This window comes from Roseovarius sp. 217 (assembly GCF_000152845.1).
Lineage (GTDB): Bacteria > Pseudomonadota > Alphaproteobacteria > Rhodobacterales > Rhodobacteraceae > Roseovarius.
Window position 1 is genome coordinate 968,293 of record NZ_CH902584.1, and the last position, 15,809, is coordinate 984,101.

Here is a 15,809-nt window from a genome sequence, read left to right on the forward strand (position 1 = left end):
AACGTGACTCAGCGGTTGGCTTGTTCGAACCGGCGCAGCAGTTGGTTGCCGCGTTCCACGGCCGTATCCAGCGCCGCCTGCGCGTCCTTGTCACCGGACCAGACCGCCTCTAGCTCTTCGTCGATGATGGCGCGGATCTGGTCGAAAGAGCCAAGGCGCAGACCCTTGGAATTCTCGGTCGGTTCCTTGCTGGTCATCTGGGTTACGGCAATGTCCGTGCCGGGGTTGGCCTCATAGAACCCTGCGGCGCGCGTCACCTCGGCTGCGGCGGAGGTGATGGGCAGGTAGCCGGTGTTCTGGTGCCATTGCGCCTGCACCTCGGGCGAGGAGAGATAGTTGAGGAAGGCGGCGACAGCCGTGTATTCTTCGGGCTCGTGCCCCTGCATCACCCAGAGCGAGGCCCCGCCGATGATGGTGTTCTGCGGCGCGCCCTCGACACCGTCCCAATAGGGCAGCGGGCGGATCTGGAAATCGAACTGAGCCTCGGCTTTGACGCCGGCGTAGCCTGCCGAGCTCTCGGTAAAGAGCGCGCAATCGCCGCCACGGAAATTGGCACCCGCCTCATTGCGGCGACCGGCGTAGATGAATTTGCCGTCCTTGGCCCATTCCCCCAGCTTGGCGATATGCTGCACCTGAAGCGGGCCGTTGAACACCAGTTCGGTATCCAAGCCGTCAAAGCCATTGGCCTGCGTGGCGAAGGGGACATTGTGATAGGCCGAGAAACTCTCGAGATGCACCCAACTCTGCCAGGAGGTGGTATAGGGGCAGGCATGGCCCGCCTCTTTGAGTTGGCCCAGAACCGTATCGACGTTCTGCCAAGTGCTGAGATCGGTATCAGGGTCGATGCCTGCGCCCGACAGCGCGTCGCGGTTCACATAGAGAACCTGTGTGGAAGAGTTGTAGGGCAGCGAGAGCATCTGACCTTCGGCGGTGGTGTAATAGCCGGTCACGGCGGACAGATACGCCTCCGGGTCGAAGGGCAAGCCCGACTCGGCCATCACCTCATACACCGGCTTGATTGCGCCCTTGGCGGCCATCATGCTGGCGGTGCCAACCTCGAACACCTGGAGGATATGCGGCTGCTCGCCCGCGCGAAAGGCGGCGATCCCGGCATTGAGCGCCTCGGAATAGTTGCCCTTGGGCGATGCGGTGACCTTGTAATCGCTCTGACCGGCGTTAAAGCCTGCGACTTGTTCATCGAGCAATTCGGCCAGCCGCCCGGTGAATGCGTGCCAGAACTGGATTTCGGTCTGAGCGGCGGCGGCGAGCGGCGCGAGGGCCGTGGTGGCGGCAAGAATGGCGCCAAAAGCGAATTTAGACATCTGATCCTCCCTGTGGAACGCGTGCCCGGATCAACCCGTCCCGCCGCGTCTTGCGCGGTCAAGCTACACGTAAAAAGAGAACAGGCAACCGTGGTAACGGCTGCCTGTGCAAATTTCACCAAACTGTTATGAAGCAATTTCAGAAAAAGCTCATGGACTTTTTCGGTTCGAAATTGCGTCGAAACAAACAGTTAACGCGGATCAGCCTAGGGTGATGGGTGTCACCAGCCCTTGTTCGCGCGCCAGTTTGGCCGCGACAGAGGCCACGGCGAGATCCTGAAGCCCCACGCCGGTGCCGTCAAAGAGGGTGATTTCCTCGGCATTGCTGCGCCCGGTATGGGTGCCGTTGATCACGGCCCCGATGGGGGTAATGTCAGCCTCGGCAATCAGACCCTTGCCGACCGCATGCTGTGCCTCGCCAATGCTGATCGACTGCGCGATTTCATCAGCAAAGACGGCGGCACGCTGGAAGAGCGCCGGATCGACCTCTTGCTTGCCCTTGGTATCGGTGCCCATGCAGGCGATATGGGTGCCGGGTTTGACCCAATCGGCCATCATCAGCGGCTCAAACGCGGAGGTGATCGTGATGATCACATCGGCCTGCGCGCCCAGCTCTTCTTGGGTGACGGCCTCAAACTCCAGCCCCAGCTCCTCGGCCACAGCGCCAAGGCGCGGCAGCATGTCGGGATGCGGGTTCCAAGCCACGACCTTTTCAAAGGCACGCTGCTCGACGGCGGCGCGCAATTGGAAGGTGGATTGGTGGCCTGCGCCGACCATGCCCAGAACCTTGGAGTCGTTACGCGCCAGATGCGCGATGGAAACCGAAGACGAGGCCGCCGTGCGCAGCGCGGTCAGATAGTTGCCGCCCACCAGCGCAGAGAGCCGCCCGGTATCGGGATCGAACAGGAACACGGTGGACTGATGGTTGGTCAGCCCCTTGTCCATATTGCCCGGCCAATAGCCCCCGGCCTTGAGGCCCAGCGACAGGCCAGAGCGGTCAAACCCGCCCTTGAAGCCATAGAGCGCGTCGGCATGGCCAATCGCCTCGCGGACGACCGGAAAGTTATAGGCATCGCCGCGCGCCATGGCGGCAAACACCGCCTCGACCGCGCCAAAGGCATCCGCGCGGCTGATGATTTTCTGGCAGATTTCCTCGCCGACGATCACGAAACCGTCGGCGGACACTTCGTTCTGGGTATTCATCATGCCAGCCCTTAGTAGGCCCGACCGCGTGCCGAGACCGGCCACACGGTTTCGACCTTGCCGTTCCGCACGCCGACATACCAGTCATGCACGTTGCAGGTCGGATCGCAGTGACCGGGAACGAGGCGCAGCTTGTCGTTTACCTTGAGCACGCCATCGGGATCGGCAACGACGCCATGTTCGTCCGAACATTTGACGTATTGCACATCGGTGCGGCCAAAGATGACCGGCAGGCCCGAGTCGACCGACTGCGCCTTGAGGCCCGCGTCAACGATGGCCTTGTCGGCCTTGGCATGGCTCATGACGGAGGTCAGGATGAAGAGCGCGTTTTCCCATTCGCCCTGGTCGATACGCTTGCCATCCTTGTCGAGGATGCGGCCATAATCGGCGTCCATAAAGGCGTAAGAGCCACACTGAAGCTCGTTATAAACGCCCGAGTTGCCCTCGAAATAGTAGCTGCCGGTGCCGCCACCGCCGACGATGTCACACTCGAGCCCCTCGGCCTTGAGCGTGTCGACAGCATCCTTGACCTGTGCCACGGCGAGGTCGATCTTGGCCTTGCGGTCCTCGTATTTGTCCATGTGCTGCATCGCGCCCTGATAGGCCTGAATGCCCGCGAACTTGAGGCCCGGTGCGGCGTCGATGGCCTTGGCGATTTCCACCACGGCGGGGGTAGTGGTCACACCGCAGCGGCCTGCGCCACAGTCGATTTCCACCAGACATTCGATCTGGGTGCCATGCTTTTGCGCGGCCGCCGAGAGATCCGCCACATTGGTCAGATCATCGACGCAGCAGATGGTGCGCGCGCCCAGTTTCGGCATCCGCGCCAGACGGTCGATCTTGGCGGGATCACGGACCTGGTTCGACACGAGAACGTCCTTGATGCCACCACGGGCGAACACCTCGGCCTCGCTGACCTTTTGGCAGCAGACGCCGCAGGCACCACCAAGGCTTTCTTGCAGGAGCGCCACATCAACGGATTTGTGCATCTTGCCGTGGACACGGTGGCGCATGCCATGATCGCGGGCCCAATCGCCCATCTTCTTGATGTTGCGTTCCAGCGCATCGAGATCGAGCACAAGGCAGGGCGTCTGGATGTCGGATTCGTCCATGCCCGGCAGGGCGGGAATGTCATAGCCCACTTCGAATTCGTCGAGATTGATCGTGTCTTTCATCGGATATCCTCCCAGATTACGGGTTGTTCAGTTGCGGCGCGCGAGGATCGCGCACCGAAGGAAATTGGTCATTTGATCCACGGCAGCGTGTCGAGATCGACATTGCCGCCGGTGATGATCACACCCACGCGCTTGCCCGCGAAAACCTCGCGGTTTTTGAGGATGGTGGCAAGAGGTACGGCGCAGCTTGCCTCGATCACGATCTTCATCCGCTTCCAGGTGAGTTTCATCGCGTCGATGATTTCCTCTTCGCTGGCGGTCAGAATGTCGGTGACATTGTGGCTGACGAAATGCCAGGTGTTTTCCTTGAGCGGCACCTTGAGGCCATCGGCCACGGTCTCAGGCGCGTCATCCGCGATGATGTGCCCCGCCTTGAAGCTGCGATAGGCGTCGTCCGCCTGTTCCGGCTCTGCGGCATAGATTTTGACATGCGGTGCCAGATTCGAGAGCGTGAGGCAGGTGCCCGACACCATGCCGCCACCGCCAATTGGGGCGATCACGGCATCCAGCCCATCCACCTGTTCCAGCAGTTCGGCAGAGCAGGTGGCCTGACCGGCAATGACGCGCAGGTCGTTGTAGGGGTGGACGAATTCCGCGCCGGTTTCGGCCTGAACCTTGGCAAATACTTCTTCGCGGCTGGTGGTTGATGGCTCGCATTCCGTAATGATGCCACCATAGCCCCGCACAGCATCCTTTTTCGCCTGCGGGGCGGTGCGGGGCATGACCACGTAGCAGGGGATGCCTCGCCGCCCAGCGGCATAGCTGAGCGACAGCGCATGATTGCCAGAGCTGTGGGTTGCCACACCCTTTTCCGCCATCGCGTCGGTCAGACCAAAGACCGCGTTGGAGGCACCGCGCACCTTGAAGGCACCGGCCTTTTGGAAGTTCTCGCATTTGAAGAACAGTTCCGCCCCGGTCAGGTCGTTGAGAAAGGACGAGGTCAGCACAGGCGTGCGGTGGATGTAGGGTTTGATACGCTCATGCGCGGCGCGCATGTCGTCAATGGTCAGATCGCTTGCGATGCGTTGATCCAGCATGTCTCTTCCTTTCACGCGGCTTTTTCGGCCAGAACGGGTTTGGCGGTCGAGCGGTAGTATTCCTGCGCCGCGATCACACCAGACCCCAGTTTAACCGGGTAATTCAAATCCACCATCGCCATTTCGAGCGTCGCCAGACCCGAGAGCATCATCGACTCGGTCAGGCTCCCGAGATGGCCGATGCGGAAGGCGCGGCCGTTCATCTCGCCCAGACCCACGCCAAAGCTCATGCCGTAGGTTCCAAAGACACGCTCTGTTAGGCGGTTGCTGTCAAAGCCCTCGGGCACAAAGACCGCACTGACGGTGTCCGAGTAGAGATCTGGCGTCTGCGCCACCAGTTTCAAGCCCCAGGCGTCAACCGCGCGGCGCACGCCCTCTGCGATCCGGGCGTGACGGGCATAGACATTCTCAAGCCCTTCTTCGAACAGCATGTTGAGGCTCTCGGCCATGCCGTAGATCAATTGCAAGGGCGGGGTATACGGGAACCCACCTTTGGCATTGGCACCCATCATATCACGGAAATCAAAGAAGGTGCGCGGCAATTTGGCGGTTTCCATCATCGCCAGCGCCTTGGGGCTGACGGCGAGGATTGCCATGCCGGTGTTGAGCATGAAGCCCTTTTGCGAGCCGGAGACCGCGATATCGACGCCCCAGTCATCCATCTCGAAGGGCATAGAGCCCAAGGAGCTGACGCAATCGACCATGAGAAGTGCCGGATGCTTTGCAGAGTTCATCGCACCCCGGACAGCGGCGATGTCCGAGCGGACGCCGGTCGCGGTCTCGTTATGCGTGACAAGAACGGCCTTGATGCTGTGGCCCTTGTCGGCGGTCAGCGCCTCTTGGAAACGGTCAGCGGGCGCGCCGCTGCCCCAAGGGCATTCGATGATCTGCACGTCGAGGCCGTGGCGTTGGCACATGTCGATCCAGCGGTGGCTGAACATGCCGTACCGCGCCACAAGAACCTTGTCGCCGGGGCTGAGCGTGTTGGTGATCGCCGCCTCCCAGCCGCCGGTGCCGGAGGCGGGAAAGGTGATGATCTCGCCCTTGGTGGTGCTGAAGACGGTCTTGCAGCCCTTGAGCACCGGGTTGAGCGTGTTGACGAAAGCGGGCGAGCGGTGGTCCTGCGTCTGCACCTGCATGGCGCGACGCAACCGGTCGGGAATGTTCGTGGGGCCGGGAATGAAAACCGGGTTCTGATCTGACATTGCGCCATCCTCCTCTGAGATGAGCATACTATGACGCAGGAAGTCCGCCTTTGCAATTTTCTTGAAAGGTATTTTCATTATATTAATAAAATAATCAAACATATGATATTGTTTGATTTTTATTTTTTCATAACGAATTAAAAGAATAACATGAAAATATTTTTTATTCTGCATACAATCGCCCACCACGACAGCCACCAAGGGAATCACCGCCATGACCCAGACCAAGCGCGCGCGCGGCCGCCCGAAATCGCAATTCGCCGATAGCAGCGCCGGGACAATGCAGGCGCTGGATCGGGCGCTCTCGGTGCTGACCGCCGTGGCGCGGCAAGAGGGGGTGAACCTGACGGATCTGTCGCTGAGCCTTGGGATTCCCACCGCCACGACGCACCGCATTCTGACCACCTTGCAGAAACGCGATTTCGTGCGGTTCGACGAAGAGCGGCAGGATTGGACCATCGGGATCGAGGCCTATCGCACCGGGGTGGCCTATCTCAAGCGGACCAATCTGGCCGATGCGGGCCGCCCGGTGATGCGGCGGTTGATGGAGCAGACCGGCGAGACCGCCAATCTGGCGGTGCCGGACGGGGCCGAGGTGGTGTTTATCGGTCAGGTCGAGACGCAGAATCCGATCCGCGCCTTCTTTCCACCCGGATCACGCACCCCGATGCATGCCTCTGGCACCGGCAAGGCGATTCTGGCATCGCTGCCTGAGGATCGGCTGATGGCGCTGCTCAAGGGGGCGGGCCTCAAGGGGTTTACCGAAGAGACATTGATCACGCCGCGCGCCCTCTTTGATGATCTGGCCGAAACCCGCCGCCGTGGTTGGTCGTTTGACCGCAATGAGCGGTATGACGGGATGTCCTGCATCGGTGCCGCGATTTTCAATGACCGCGGAGAGCCCTGCGCCGGTGTGTCGATCTCTGGCCCCAGCAGCCGGTTTGGCGATGCCCAGATCGCAGAGTTCGGTGCGGCGGTGGCGCAGGCGGCGACGCAGATCACCCACCTGATCGCGGGCAAGGGTGTGGTTATTTCTGAAACAAACGGGTCGCGTTGAACAAGGCGTCAAGCTGTTCATAGCGCTCGCGGGTGGCGGGCCAGCGTTCTTCTTGCACCGCTGCGATCAGCGCCTCCAAGAGCATCATGGTCGAGATGTTGGAATCCCAAGCCGAGGGGATTTCGACCCAGCAGTTGAATGTATGGGTGGCCAGATCCGAGATGGGGCTCATCCACTGATCGGTGATCAGCACGACGCGGACACCGCGCGCCGTGGCAATCTCGGCCAGACGCATCAGGCTGGTTTCATAACGCCGGATGTCGAACATCAGAAGCGTGTCGCCCTCGACCATATCCAGCACGTAATGCGGCCAAGTGGCGGAGGACGAGGTCATATGCGTGACCCGTCCGCGCACCGCCTGAAAATGGGTGAAGGCATAGTCGGCCAGTGCGCGGGTGATCCGCCCACCGACCAGATAGAGTCGTCCGTCGGTATCGGCCAAGAGGCGCGCGGCCTCGTCAAAGCGGGCGCTGTCGATATTGGCGAAGGTCTGTTCGATATTCTGTGTCACCGCCTGCGCAAAGCGGTTGAGCGAATGGGTGGCGGGGGCCTCTGAGGCCCAGTTGGCGCGGCGCTGCGTCGGGCCGGAAACCTTGGCCTCCAACTCTTTCAACAGGGCCTGATGGAATTGCGGATAGCCCTTGAATCCCAGTTTCTGCACCATGCGGGCGATGGTGGGCGTAGAGACCCCGGCATTCGCCGCGACGATGGTGATCGAGGCCAGACCCGCCGCCGGGTAGCTGTCGAGCAGCGCCTGCGCGAACTTGCGTTCGGATTGGGTGAGAGCGCTGTAATGCGCGCGGATCAAGTCGCGCACGGTTGGCGGGGGCTTGGTCACATCGCTGATCCTAAACTGGTGCCGTCGAAACAGGCAGGCCGGATCGCAATCCGGTGATACCCGCTGGAAATATATTGACACAAATTTCTTCATGTGGAAACATTTTTACAAACGCCGCAGGGGGGCGCATGACACGCGATTTGCAAGAGGATGATTCTGACGTGGTCGAGGTGATCGGCGGGCAGGCCACTGGCCCGGCGTTGATCCTGTGCGAACATGCGTCGAATGTCATCCCGGCGCAGTATCACGGCCTTGGACTGAGTGCCGAGGCGCGGCAGAGCCATGCGGCCTGGGACCCCGGTGCGCGGGCTGTGGCGCTGGCCTTGGCCAAGGCGCTGAATGCGCCGATGGTGGCGGCCAAGGTGTCGCGCCTTGTCTATGACTGCAACCGCCCGCCCGAGGCAGAGAGCGCCATGCCCGACCGCTCCGAGGTGATCGAGGTGCCGGGCAATCGCAACCTTGATGCAGCGGCCCGCGCCCAACGGGTTGCAGAGGTCTATGCGCCGTTTTGCACCGCTGTCAGTCAGGTGATTGCCGCTCGCAAGGCGGCGGGGCTGGTGACGGCGCTGATCACCATCCACAGCTTTACCCCTGTCTGGTTCGGCACCCCGCGCGGCTGCGAGATCGGTATTCTGCATGACAGTGACACAGGGCTGGCGGATGCGATGCTGGCCGAGGCGCACCGCCTGCCCCATCGGGTGATCCGCCGCAATGATCCTTACGGCCCCGAGGATGGTGTGACCCATTCGCTCAAGCTGCATGGTCTGGCGCATAACCTGCCCAATGTGATGATCGAGATCCGCAATGATCTCTTGCGCGATGCGGCGGCTGAGGCGCGGATGACGGATGAGCTGCTGACCCTGCTGCGTCCGGCGCTGAACGTTCTTGGCGAGACCGTCAAAGGGGGGGCGCATGCCTAGAGCCGTGCTGAGCTATATCCGTGCCATCGACGCGATGAACCGCTTTATCGGGCGGGTCGCCATGTATCTGATTTTCGTGTTGATCGGGGTGCTCCTGTGGTCCTCGATCTCCAAGACATTCTTTGATCCCTCGCTCTGGACGCTGGAGACGGCGCAATTCGTGATGGTGGCCTATTACGTGCTGGGCGGGCCCTATTCGATCCAACTGGGCAGCAATGTGCGGATGGACCTGTTTTACGGTGCCTGGACGGATCGCACCAAGGCCTGGGTTGATGCGTTTACCGTGTTCTTCCTGCTGTTTTATCTCGGTGTGCTGCTCTATGGCGCGGTGGGCTCTACCGCCTATTCGCTGGGGTATTTCGGGACAGAGCCGTTTTCGTGGTTCTGGAAGGTGGTCAAGACCCTGGTGACCCAAGGGCCAACGGCGGCGGGCGAGATGTTTGGTTTTATGGAGCGCTCCTCGACCGCGTGGCGACCATTTATCTGGCCGATCAAGGCCGTGCTCTGTCTGGGCGTTTTCTTGATGCTGTTGCAGGCACTGGCAGAACTTTGCCGTGACATCCTTCGGATCAAAGGCGAGGCGCTCTGATGCCCTATGAAATGATCGCCATCCTGATGTTTTCCTCGATGATGCTGATGCTCCTGACCGGGCAGAGGGTCTTCGGGGCTATCGGATTTGTCGGCGCGGCGGCGGCGATGCTGCTCTGGGGCGTGGGCGGGGTGGATGTGCCCTTTGCCAGCGCCATGAAGCTGATGAAATGGTATCCGCTGCTGACGCTGCCGATGTTCATTTTCATGGGCTATGTGCTGTCGGAATCCAAGATCGCCGATGATCTCTACAAGATGTTCCATGTCTGGATGGGGCCGGTGCGCGGCGGATTGGCGATTGGCACGATTGGCCTCATGGTGCTGATTTCCGCGATGAACGGCCTGTCGGTGGCGGGCATGGCGATTGGGGCCACCATCGCCCTGCCGGAACTGTTGCGGCGCGGCTATGACAAGATCATGGTGACGGGGGTCATTCAGGCGGGCTCGTCCCTCGGCATCCTTGTGCCGCCTTCGGTGGTGCTGGTGCTCTATGCGATGATCGCGCGGCAACCCGTGGGGCAATTGTGGCTGGCGGGCGTGCTGCCGGGGCTGATGATGGCCACGATGTTCGTGATCTACATCTATGTGCGCTGTCGGATTCAGCCCGAGCTTGGCCCGGTGCTGCCCGAGGACGAGCGCAACGTGCCACTGGCGGAAAAGCTGCGCCTCTTGCGCGCGGGGCTGCTGCCGCTGGTGATCTTTGCCGCGATGATGTTTCCCTTTGTCAAAGGTTGGACGAGCCTTGTGGAAAGCTCGGCGATTGGGGCAATGGCAGCCTTTGTGGCGGCGGTGCTCAAGCGGCGGATGACACGGGAGGTGTTCGAGACCTCGGTGCGCAACACACTGGCGATTTCGTGCATGTTCATGTGGATCATTCTGGCCGCCTTGGGCTTTGGCGCGGTCTTCGACGGGTTGGGTGCGGTCAAGGCGATTGAATATCTCTTTACCGAGCAACTGAATCTCAGCCCGTGGATGATCCTGATCCTGATGCAACTCTCGTTCATCCTGATGGGCACATTTCTGGATGACACCGCGATGCTCGTCATTGTGGCGCCGCTTTATGTGCCGCTGGTGGGCGCGCTTGGGTTCGATCTGATCTGGTATGGCGTGCTTTATACGATCACCACGCAAATTGCCTATATGACGCCGCCCTTTGGCTATAACCTCTTTCTCATGCGGGCCATGGCCCCACCGGAAATCAGCCTGCGCGACATCTATCGCTCGATTGTGCCCTTTGTCGGTGTGATGGTGCTGGCGCTGGTTCTGGTGATGGTGTTCCCGCAAATCGCCCTCTGGCTGCCAGAGTATGTTTACGGAAAATAACCCCGAGAAGAGCCCCGGACAGGGGCCGGATTTCACAACAAGGAGAGAAGACGATGACCTCTAGACGCAAGTTTCTGACCTCTGCCGGGGCAGGCGCGCTGGCCGCGCCGCTGGCCACCCCGGCGCTCGCGCAATCGACCATCACCTGGCGGATGCAGACCTATGCCGGGGCCGCGCTGGCCGAGCATGTGGTGAAACCCGCCATCGACATGTTCAACAAGATCGCCGGCGACCGCATGCAGATCGAACTGTTCTTTGCCGATCAGCTGGTGCCAACGGGCGAGTTGTTCCGCGCCATGCAGCGCGGCACGATTGATGCGGTGCAGTCGGATGATGACAGCATGGCAAGCCCCACCGAAGTGACCGTCTTTGGCGGCTATTTCCCCTTTGCCAGCCGTTACAGCCTCGATGTACCTGTCCTTTTCAACCAATACGGCCTGAACGAGATCTGGGACGAGGAATATTCCAAGGTCGGCGTCAAGCATATCAGCGCGGGCGCATGGGACCCCTGCCATTTCGCCACCAAGGAGCCGATCAACAGCCTCAAGGATCTGGAGGGCAAGCGGGTCTTTACCTTCCCGACGGCGGGCCGGTTCCTGACGCAGTTCGGTGTCGTGCCTGTCACCCTGCCGTGGGAGGATATCGAGGTCGCGGTGCAGACCGGCGAACTTGATGGCATCGCATGGTCGGGCATCACCGAGGATTATACGGTGGGCTGGGCGGATGTGACCGATTATTTCCTGACCAACAACATCTCGGGCGCTTGGGCCGGGTCGTTCTTTGCCAATATGGACCGCTGGAACGAGTTGCCCGAGGATCTGCAAACCCTGTTCCGGGTGTGCTGTGACCAGTCGCATTACTATCGCCAGTGGTGGTATTGGGGCGGCGAGGCCTCGCTGCGGGTCGATGGCACCAAGATGAAGCTGACGACAATTCCCGATGCCGAATGGCAGCAGGTCGAGGATGCCGCTCTGGTGTTCTGGGACGAAATCGCCGCCGAAAGCCCGACCAAGGCCAAGGTTGTCGAGATCTTCAAGAAGTACAACGCAGACATGGCCAAGGCCGGACGACCCTATCGCTACACCTGAGTCCAACTGCCCCCCGGTGTCGCGCCGGGGGGCGCTTTACCCACAACCCGAAACCTTTAAAGACGTTCAGATACGGAAAGACGGAGCACATCATGGGGCTGACATTCGAAACCCTCAAGGCAGAGGTCGCGGCGGGCAAGGTGGATACCGTGCTCGTGTGCCTTGTGGACATGCAGGGCCGCCTGATGGGCAAACGCTTTCACGCCGCGCACTTCGTCAACAGCGCCTGGGAAGAGACGCATTGCTGCAACTACCTGCTGGCCACCGATCTGGAAATGACCACGCCCGAGGGCTTTGCCGCCACAAGCTGGGAGCGCGGCTATGGCGACTATGTGATGAAGCCGGACCTGAGCACATTGCGCCCGATCCCCTGGCTCGAGGGGACGGTGATGGTGCTCTGCGATGTGTTGGATCACCACACGCATGAGCAGGTGCCGCACAGCCCCCGCGCCATGCTCAAGGGGCAATTGGCGCGGCTGGATGCCATGGGTTTTGACGCGATGATGGCAACGGAACTGGAGTTTTTCCTGTTCGAGAAAAGCTATGATGAAATCCGCAAATCCGGCTATCGCGCGCTGACGCCGCTCTCGGGCTATAACGAGGATTACAATATCTTCCAGACCACCAAGGAAGAGCATGTGATGCGGCCCATCCGCAATCACCTCTTTGCTGCCGGTCTGCCGATCGAGAACACCAAGGGCGAGGCGGAGGCGGGGCAAGAAGAGCTCAACATCAAATATGCCCCGGCGCTCGATACCGCCGATTACCACACCATTGCCAAGCACGCGATCAAGGAGATTGCGTGGCAACAGGGCCATGCCGCGAGCTTTCTGCCGAAATGGGATCATCGGCGCGTCGGCTCATCGAGCCATGTGCATCAATCGCTGTGGCAGGATGGCAAACCGGAATTCTTTGACCCTGCGGACAAGCTGGGCATGTCCCAGATGATGAAGCATTACATGGCCGGATTGCTGAAATACGCGCCTGATTACACCTATTTCCTCGCCCCCTATATCAACAGCTACAAGCGGTTCCAGAAGGGCACGTTTGCCCCCACCCGTATCCTGTGGTCGGTCGACAATCGCACCGCAGGCTTTCGCCTCTGCGGTGCGGGGTCCAAGGCGGTGCGCGTGGAATGCCGCGTCGGGGGATCGGACCTCAACCCCTATCTCGCCATGGCCGCGATGCTGGCGGCGGGGATCAAGGGGATCGAAGACAAGCTGGAATTGGCCCCGCCCGCTACGGGCGATGCCTATAGCGGCGAGACAGGGCGCATCCCGGAAACGCTGCGCGATGCCTATCTCACGCTCAAGCAGTCTCAATTCCTGCGCGACACATTCGGCGATGCGGTCATAGACCATTACGCCCGCGCCGCCGAGGTCGAGATCGAGGATTTCGACCGCGTGGTCACGGATTACGAGGTGGCGCGCGGATTCGAGCGGGCCTGAGCGCCGCACGGTCGGATTTGAGTATTTGTGGAACGATGAAAGGACGGGCGTCATGCCCGTGATCAAGGATGCGATCATGCAGACAGTGAAATGTATCTCTCCCATCGACGGGTCGGTCTATGCCGAGCGTCCGGTGCTGACGCTGGAAGCTGCGCAAGCGGCAGCGGGCCGGGCGCGTGCGGCACAGGCGGCTTGGGCGGCGCGGCCTTTGCAGGAGCGGATAGAGTTGGTGATGGCCGGTGTCGCCGCCGTGGGCGCGATGAACGATGAGATCGTGCCGGAACTGGCGCATATGATGGGCCGCCCGGTGCGCTATGGCGGCGAGTTCCGCGGTTTCAACGAGCGTGCAAGCCATATGGCGGCGATTGCCCAAGGCGCGCTGGCGGATATCGCGGTGGGCGAGGATGCCACGTTCCTGCGCTATATCCGGCGGGTGCCGCATGGCGTGGTCTTTGTCGTGGCCCCGTGGAATTACCCCTATATGACCGCGATCAACACCGTGGCGCCCGCGCTCATCGCGGGCAATACCGTGGTGCTGAAACATGCGACCCAAACCCTTCTGGTGGGCGAGCGCATGGCACAGGCGTTTCATGCGGCGGGCGTGCCCGAGGATGTGTTTCAAAACGTGTTTCTGGACCATGACACCACATCGGCGCTGATTGCGGGGGGAGCGTTCAATTTCATCAACTTTACCGGCTCTGTCGGCGGCGGGCGCGCGATGGAACGCGCGGCGGCGGGCACCTTTACCGGGCTCGGGCTGGAACTGGGGGGTAAAGACCCCGGTTATGTGATGGAGGATGCTGATCTGGATGCCGCCGTTGAGACGCTGATCGACGGGGCGATGTTCAACTCGGGGCAATGCTGCTGCGGGATCGAGCGGATTTATGTGCATCAGAGCCTGTTCGATGCCTTTGTCGAGAAATCCGTGGCTCTGGTAAAGTCCTATAAACTGGGCAATCCGCTGGAGGCTGAGACCACGATCGGGCCGATGGCCAATGTGCGCTTTGCCTCAGAGGTGCGTGCACAGGTGGCCGAGGCGCTGGAGATGGGAGCCAAGGCGCATATCGCGACCATGCCCGGCGACGATGGCGCAGCTTACCTCACGCCGCAGATCCTGACCAAAGTGACCCACAAGATGCGCGTCATGCGCGACGAGAGCTTTGGCCCCGTGGTGGGCATCATGCCGGTTTCCTCGGATGACGAGGCCATCGCGCTGATGAACGACAGCGAATTTGGCCTGACCGCGAGCCTCTGGACGGCCGATGTCGCCCGCGCACAGGCGGTGGGCGACCGCGTCGAAACCGGCACGGTGTTTCTCAACCGCGCCGATTATCTTGATCCCGGCCTCTGCTGGACCGGCTGCAAGAACACCGGGCGCGGCGGCGGCCTGTCGGTGATCGGCTATCACAACCTCACACGCCCCAAATCCTACCATCTCAAGAAGGTGACGCAATGACCCTGACTGCCAACTGGTCCTATCCGACCGCGATCAAATTCGGCGCTGGCCGGATTGCTGAACTGCCCGCTGCCTGTGCGCAGGCCGGGATCACGCGCCCGCTTCTGGTCACCGACAAGGGGCTGGCGGGGCTGCCGGTCACGGCGGGCGCGCTCGATATCCTCGATGCCGCTGGCCTTGGCCGCGCGATGTTTTCCGAGGTCGATCCCAACCCCAATGAGATCAACCTTGCCGCCGGTGTCGCTGCTTATCAGGCGGGCGGGCATGACGGGGTGATCGCCTTTGGAGGTGGCTCTGGCCTCGATCTGGGCAAGATGGTGGCGTTTATGGCCGGGCAAACGCGGCCCATCTGGGACTATGAGGATATCGGCGATTGGTGGACACGCGCGAATGCCGATGCCATTGCGCCCATCATCGCCGTGCCCACCACCGCCGGGACCGGATCAGAAGTCGGGCGCGCCTCGGTGATCACCAATTCCGTGACCCATGCCAAGAAGATCATCTTTCACCCCAAGGTGCTGCCCACGGTGGTGATCTGCGATCCCGAACTGACCGTCGGCATGCCGAAATTCATCACCGCAGGCACCGGGCTTGACGCCTTTGCCCATTGCGTCGAGGCATTCTCCAGCCCGCATTACCACCCGATGTCCCAAGGCATCGCGCTGGAGGGCATGCGCCTTGTGATCGACTACCTGCCGCGCGCCTATGCCGATGGCACGGATATCGAGGCGCGCGCGCAGATGATGAGCGCCGCCGCCATGGGGGCCACCGCGTTTCAAAAGGGTCTGGGCGCGATCCATGCCATGAGCCATCCGGTCGGCGCCTATTTCAACACCCATCACGGCACCACGAATGCGGTCTGCATGCCTGCCGTGCTCGATCTCAACGCCGATGTGATCCGCGACCGGTTCGACCGGGCGACGGGATATCTGGGCCTCAAAGGCGGCTATGCCGGGTTCCGCGCTTTTGTACAGGACTTCAACGACAGCCTCGGCATCCCGCGCGGCCTGCGCGATCTCGGCGTGACCGAGACCGCGATTCCCGACCTCGTCGCGGGTGCGTTGACCGATCCAAGCTGTGGCGGCAACCCGGTGCCACTGACCGAGACCAATCTGACGGCGCTCTTTAAGGCGGCATTCTGACGGTTTG

General features: G+C 61.3%; 14 protein-coding genes. 8 read left to right on the forward strand and 6 right to left on the reverse strand.

Going from position 1 to position 15,809, the window contains the following annotated elements; all coding sequences use genetic code 11:
* Positions 1–8: 8 nt before the first annotated feature.
* From ugpB to bhcA, 5 genes are all read right to left on the reverse strand, one after another.
* A complete protein-coding gene (gene ugpB / locus ROS217_RS04525; protein ID WP_009816494.1) occupies positions 9–1,322 on the reverse strand; it encodes a sn-glycerol-3-phosphate ABC transporter substrate-binding protein UgpB in 1,314 nt (437 codons plus the stop codon).
* 201 nt (positions 1,323–1,523) lie between these two features.
* Positions 1,524–2,525, reverse strand: coding sequence for an iminosuccinate reductase BhcD (gene bhcD / locus ROS217_RS04530; RefSeq protein WP_040651090.1), 1,002 nt, complete (start codon positions 2,523–2,525; stop codon positions 1,524–1,526).
* Positions 2,526–2,536: 11 nt separating this feature from the next.
* Positions 2,537–3,700, reverse strand: a complete 1,164-nt coding sequence (gene bhcC, locus ROS217_RS04535) for a 3-hydroxy-D-aspartate aldolase BhcC (protein ID WP_009816496.1) — start codon at positions 3,698–3,700, stop codon at positions 2,537–2,539.
* Positions 3,701–3,768: 68 nt separating this feature from the next.
* Complete coding sequence (gene bhcB, locus ROS217_RS04540; protein WP_009816497.1) at positions 3,769–4,737, reverse strand: beta-hydroxyaspartate dehydratase BhcB; 969 nt, start codon at positions 4,735–4,737, stop codon at positions 3,769–3,771.
* An 11-nt stretch (positions 4,738–4,748) separates the two neighbouring features.
* The gene (bhcA, locus tag ROS217_RS04545) at positions 4,749–5,942 is read right to left on the reverse strand and encodes an L-aspartate--glyoxylate aminotransferase BhcA (protein ID WP_040651093.1); all 1,194 of its coding nucleotides are present in this window, start codon (positions 5,940–5,942) and stop codon (positions 4,749–4,751) included.
* 214 nt (positions 5,943–6,156) lie between these two features.
* Here bhcA and bhcR point away from each other — a divergent pair, with 214 nt between their 5' ends.
* Positions 6,157–6,999 carry an HTH-type transcriptional regulator BhcR gene (gene bhcR / locus ROS217_RS04550; RefSeq protein WP_009816499.1) on the forward strand — a complete coding sequence of 281 codons (843 nt, stop codon included), beginning with the start codon at positions 6,157–6,159 and terminating at the stop codon, positions 6,997–6,999.
* Here bhcR and ROS217_RS04555 read toward each other — a convergent pair.
* On the reverse strand, positions 6,971–7,837 hold the full coding sequence (locus ROS217_RS04555; RefSeq protein ID WP_040651095.1) for a MurR/RpiR family transcriptional regulator: 867 nt from the start codon (positions 7,835–7,837) through the stop codon (positions 6,971–6,973). The genes bhcR and ROS217_RS04555 overlap by 29 nt on opposite strands.
* A gap of 128 nt (positions 7,838–7,965) precedes the next feature.
* Between ROS217_RS04555 and ROS217_RS04560 the strand changes: the two genes are divergently transcribed.
* The 7 genes from ROS217_RS04560 (at position 7,966) to ROS217_RS04590 (ending at position 15,802) form a co-directional block, all read left to right on the forward strand.
* On the forward strand, positions 7,966–8,757 hold the full coding sequence (locus tag ROS217_RS04560) for an N-formylglutamate amidohydrolase (RefSeq protein ID WP_009816501.1): 792 nt from the start codon (positions 7,966–7,968) through the stop codon (positions 8,755–8,757).
* Positions 8,750–9,346 carry a TRAP transporter small permease subunit gene (locus ROS217_RS04565; protein ID WP_040650359.1) on the forward strand — a complete coding sequence of 199 codons (597 nt, stop codon included), beginning with the start codon at positions 8,750–8,752 and terminating at the stop codon, positions 9,344–9,346. Before ROS217_RS04560 ends, ROS217_RS04565 begins: the two co-directional genes overlap by 8 nt.
* Positions 9,346–10,668, forward strand: a complete 1,323-nt coding sequence (locus ROS217_RS04570; RefSeq protein WP_009816503.1) for a TRAP transporter large permease — start codon at positions 9,346–9,348, stop codon at positions 10,666–10,668. The genes ROS217_RS04565 and ROS217_RS04570 overlap by 1 nt, the downstream gene beginning before the upstream one ends.
* 53 nt (positions 10,669–10,721) lie before the next feature.
* Positions 10,722–11,756, forward strand: coding sequence for a TRAP transporter substrate-binding protein (locus ROS217_RS04575; protein WP_009816504.1), 1,035 nt, complete (start codon positions 10,722–10,724; stop codon positions 11,754–11,756).
* A gap of 92 nt (positions 11,757–11,848) precedes the next feature.
* A complete protein-coding gene (locus ROS217_RS04580; RefSeq protein ID WP_009816505.1) occupies positions 11,849–13,204 on the forward strand; it encodes a glutamine synthetase family protein in 1,356 nt (451 codons plus the stop codon).
* A 52-nt stretch (positions 13,205–13,256) separates the two neighbouring features.
* On the forward strand, positions 13,257–14,660 hold the full coding sequence (locus ROS217_RS04585; protein ID WP_009816506.1) for an aldehyde dehydrogenase family protein: 1,404 nt from the start codon (positions 13,257–13,259) through the stop codon (positions 14,658–14,660).
* Complete coding sequence (locus tag ROS217_RS04590; protein WP_009816507.1) at positions 14,657–15,802, forward strand: iron-containing alcohol dehydrogenase; 1,146 nt, start codon at positions 14,657–14,659, stop codon at positions 15,800–15,802. The genes ROS217_RS04585 and ROS217_RS04590 overlap by 4 nt, the downstream gene beginning before the upstream one ends.
* The last annotated feature ends 7 nt before the right edge of the window (positions 15,803–15,809 follow it).

Coding starts and splice junctions, on each gene's coding strand:
- bhcB (WP_009816497.1), bottom strand. CDS start 4,737: ATGCTGGATCAACGCATCGCAAGCGATCTGACCATTGACGACATGCGC.
- ROS217_RS04565 (WP_040650359.1), top strand. CDS start 8,750: ATGCCTAGAGCCGTGCTGAGCTATATCCGTGCCATCGACGCGATGAAC.
- ROS217_RS04590 (WP_009816507.1), top strand. CDS start 14,657: ATGACCCTGACTGCCAACTGGTCCTATCCGACCGCGATCAAATTCGGC.
- bhcR (WP_009816499.1), top strand. CDS start 6,157: ATGACCCAGACCAAGCGCGCGCGCGGCCGCCCGAAATCGCAATTCGCC.
- bhcA (WP_040651093.1), bottom strand. CDS start 5,942: ATGTCAGATCAGAACCCGGTTTTCATTCCCGGCCCCACGAACATTCCC.
- bhcC (WP_009816496.1), bottom strand. CDS start 3,700: ATGAAAGACACGATCAATCTCGACGAATTCGAAGTGGGCTATGACATT.
- ROS217_RS04560 (WP_009816501.1), top strand. CDS start 7,966: ATGACACGCGATTTGCAAGAGGATGATTCTGACGTGGTCGAGGTGATC.
- ROS217_RS04570 (WP_009816503.1), top strand. CDS start 9,346: ATGCCCTATGAAATGATCGCCATCCTGATGTTTTCCTCGATGATGCTG.
- ugpB (WP_009816494.1), bottom strand. CDS start 1,322: ATGTCTAAATTCGCTTTTGGCGCCATTCTTGCCGCCACCACGGCCCTC.
- ROS217_RS04585 (WP_009816506.1), top strand. CDS start 13,257: ATGCCCGTGATCAAGGATGCGATCATGCAGACAGTGAAATGTATCTCT.
- ROS217_RS04580 (WP_009816505.1), top strand. CDS start 11,849: ATGGGGCTGACATTCGAAACCCTCAAGGCAGAGGTCGCGGCGGGCAAG.
- bhcD (WP_040651090.1), bottom strand. CDS start 2,525: ATGAATACCCAGAACGAAGTGTCCGCCGACGGTTTCGTGATCGTCGGC.
- ROS217_RS04575 (WP_009816504.1), top strand. CDS start 10,722: ATGACCTCTAGACGCAAGTTTCTGACCTCTGCCGGGGCAGGCGCGCTG.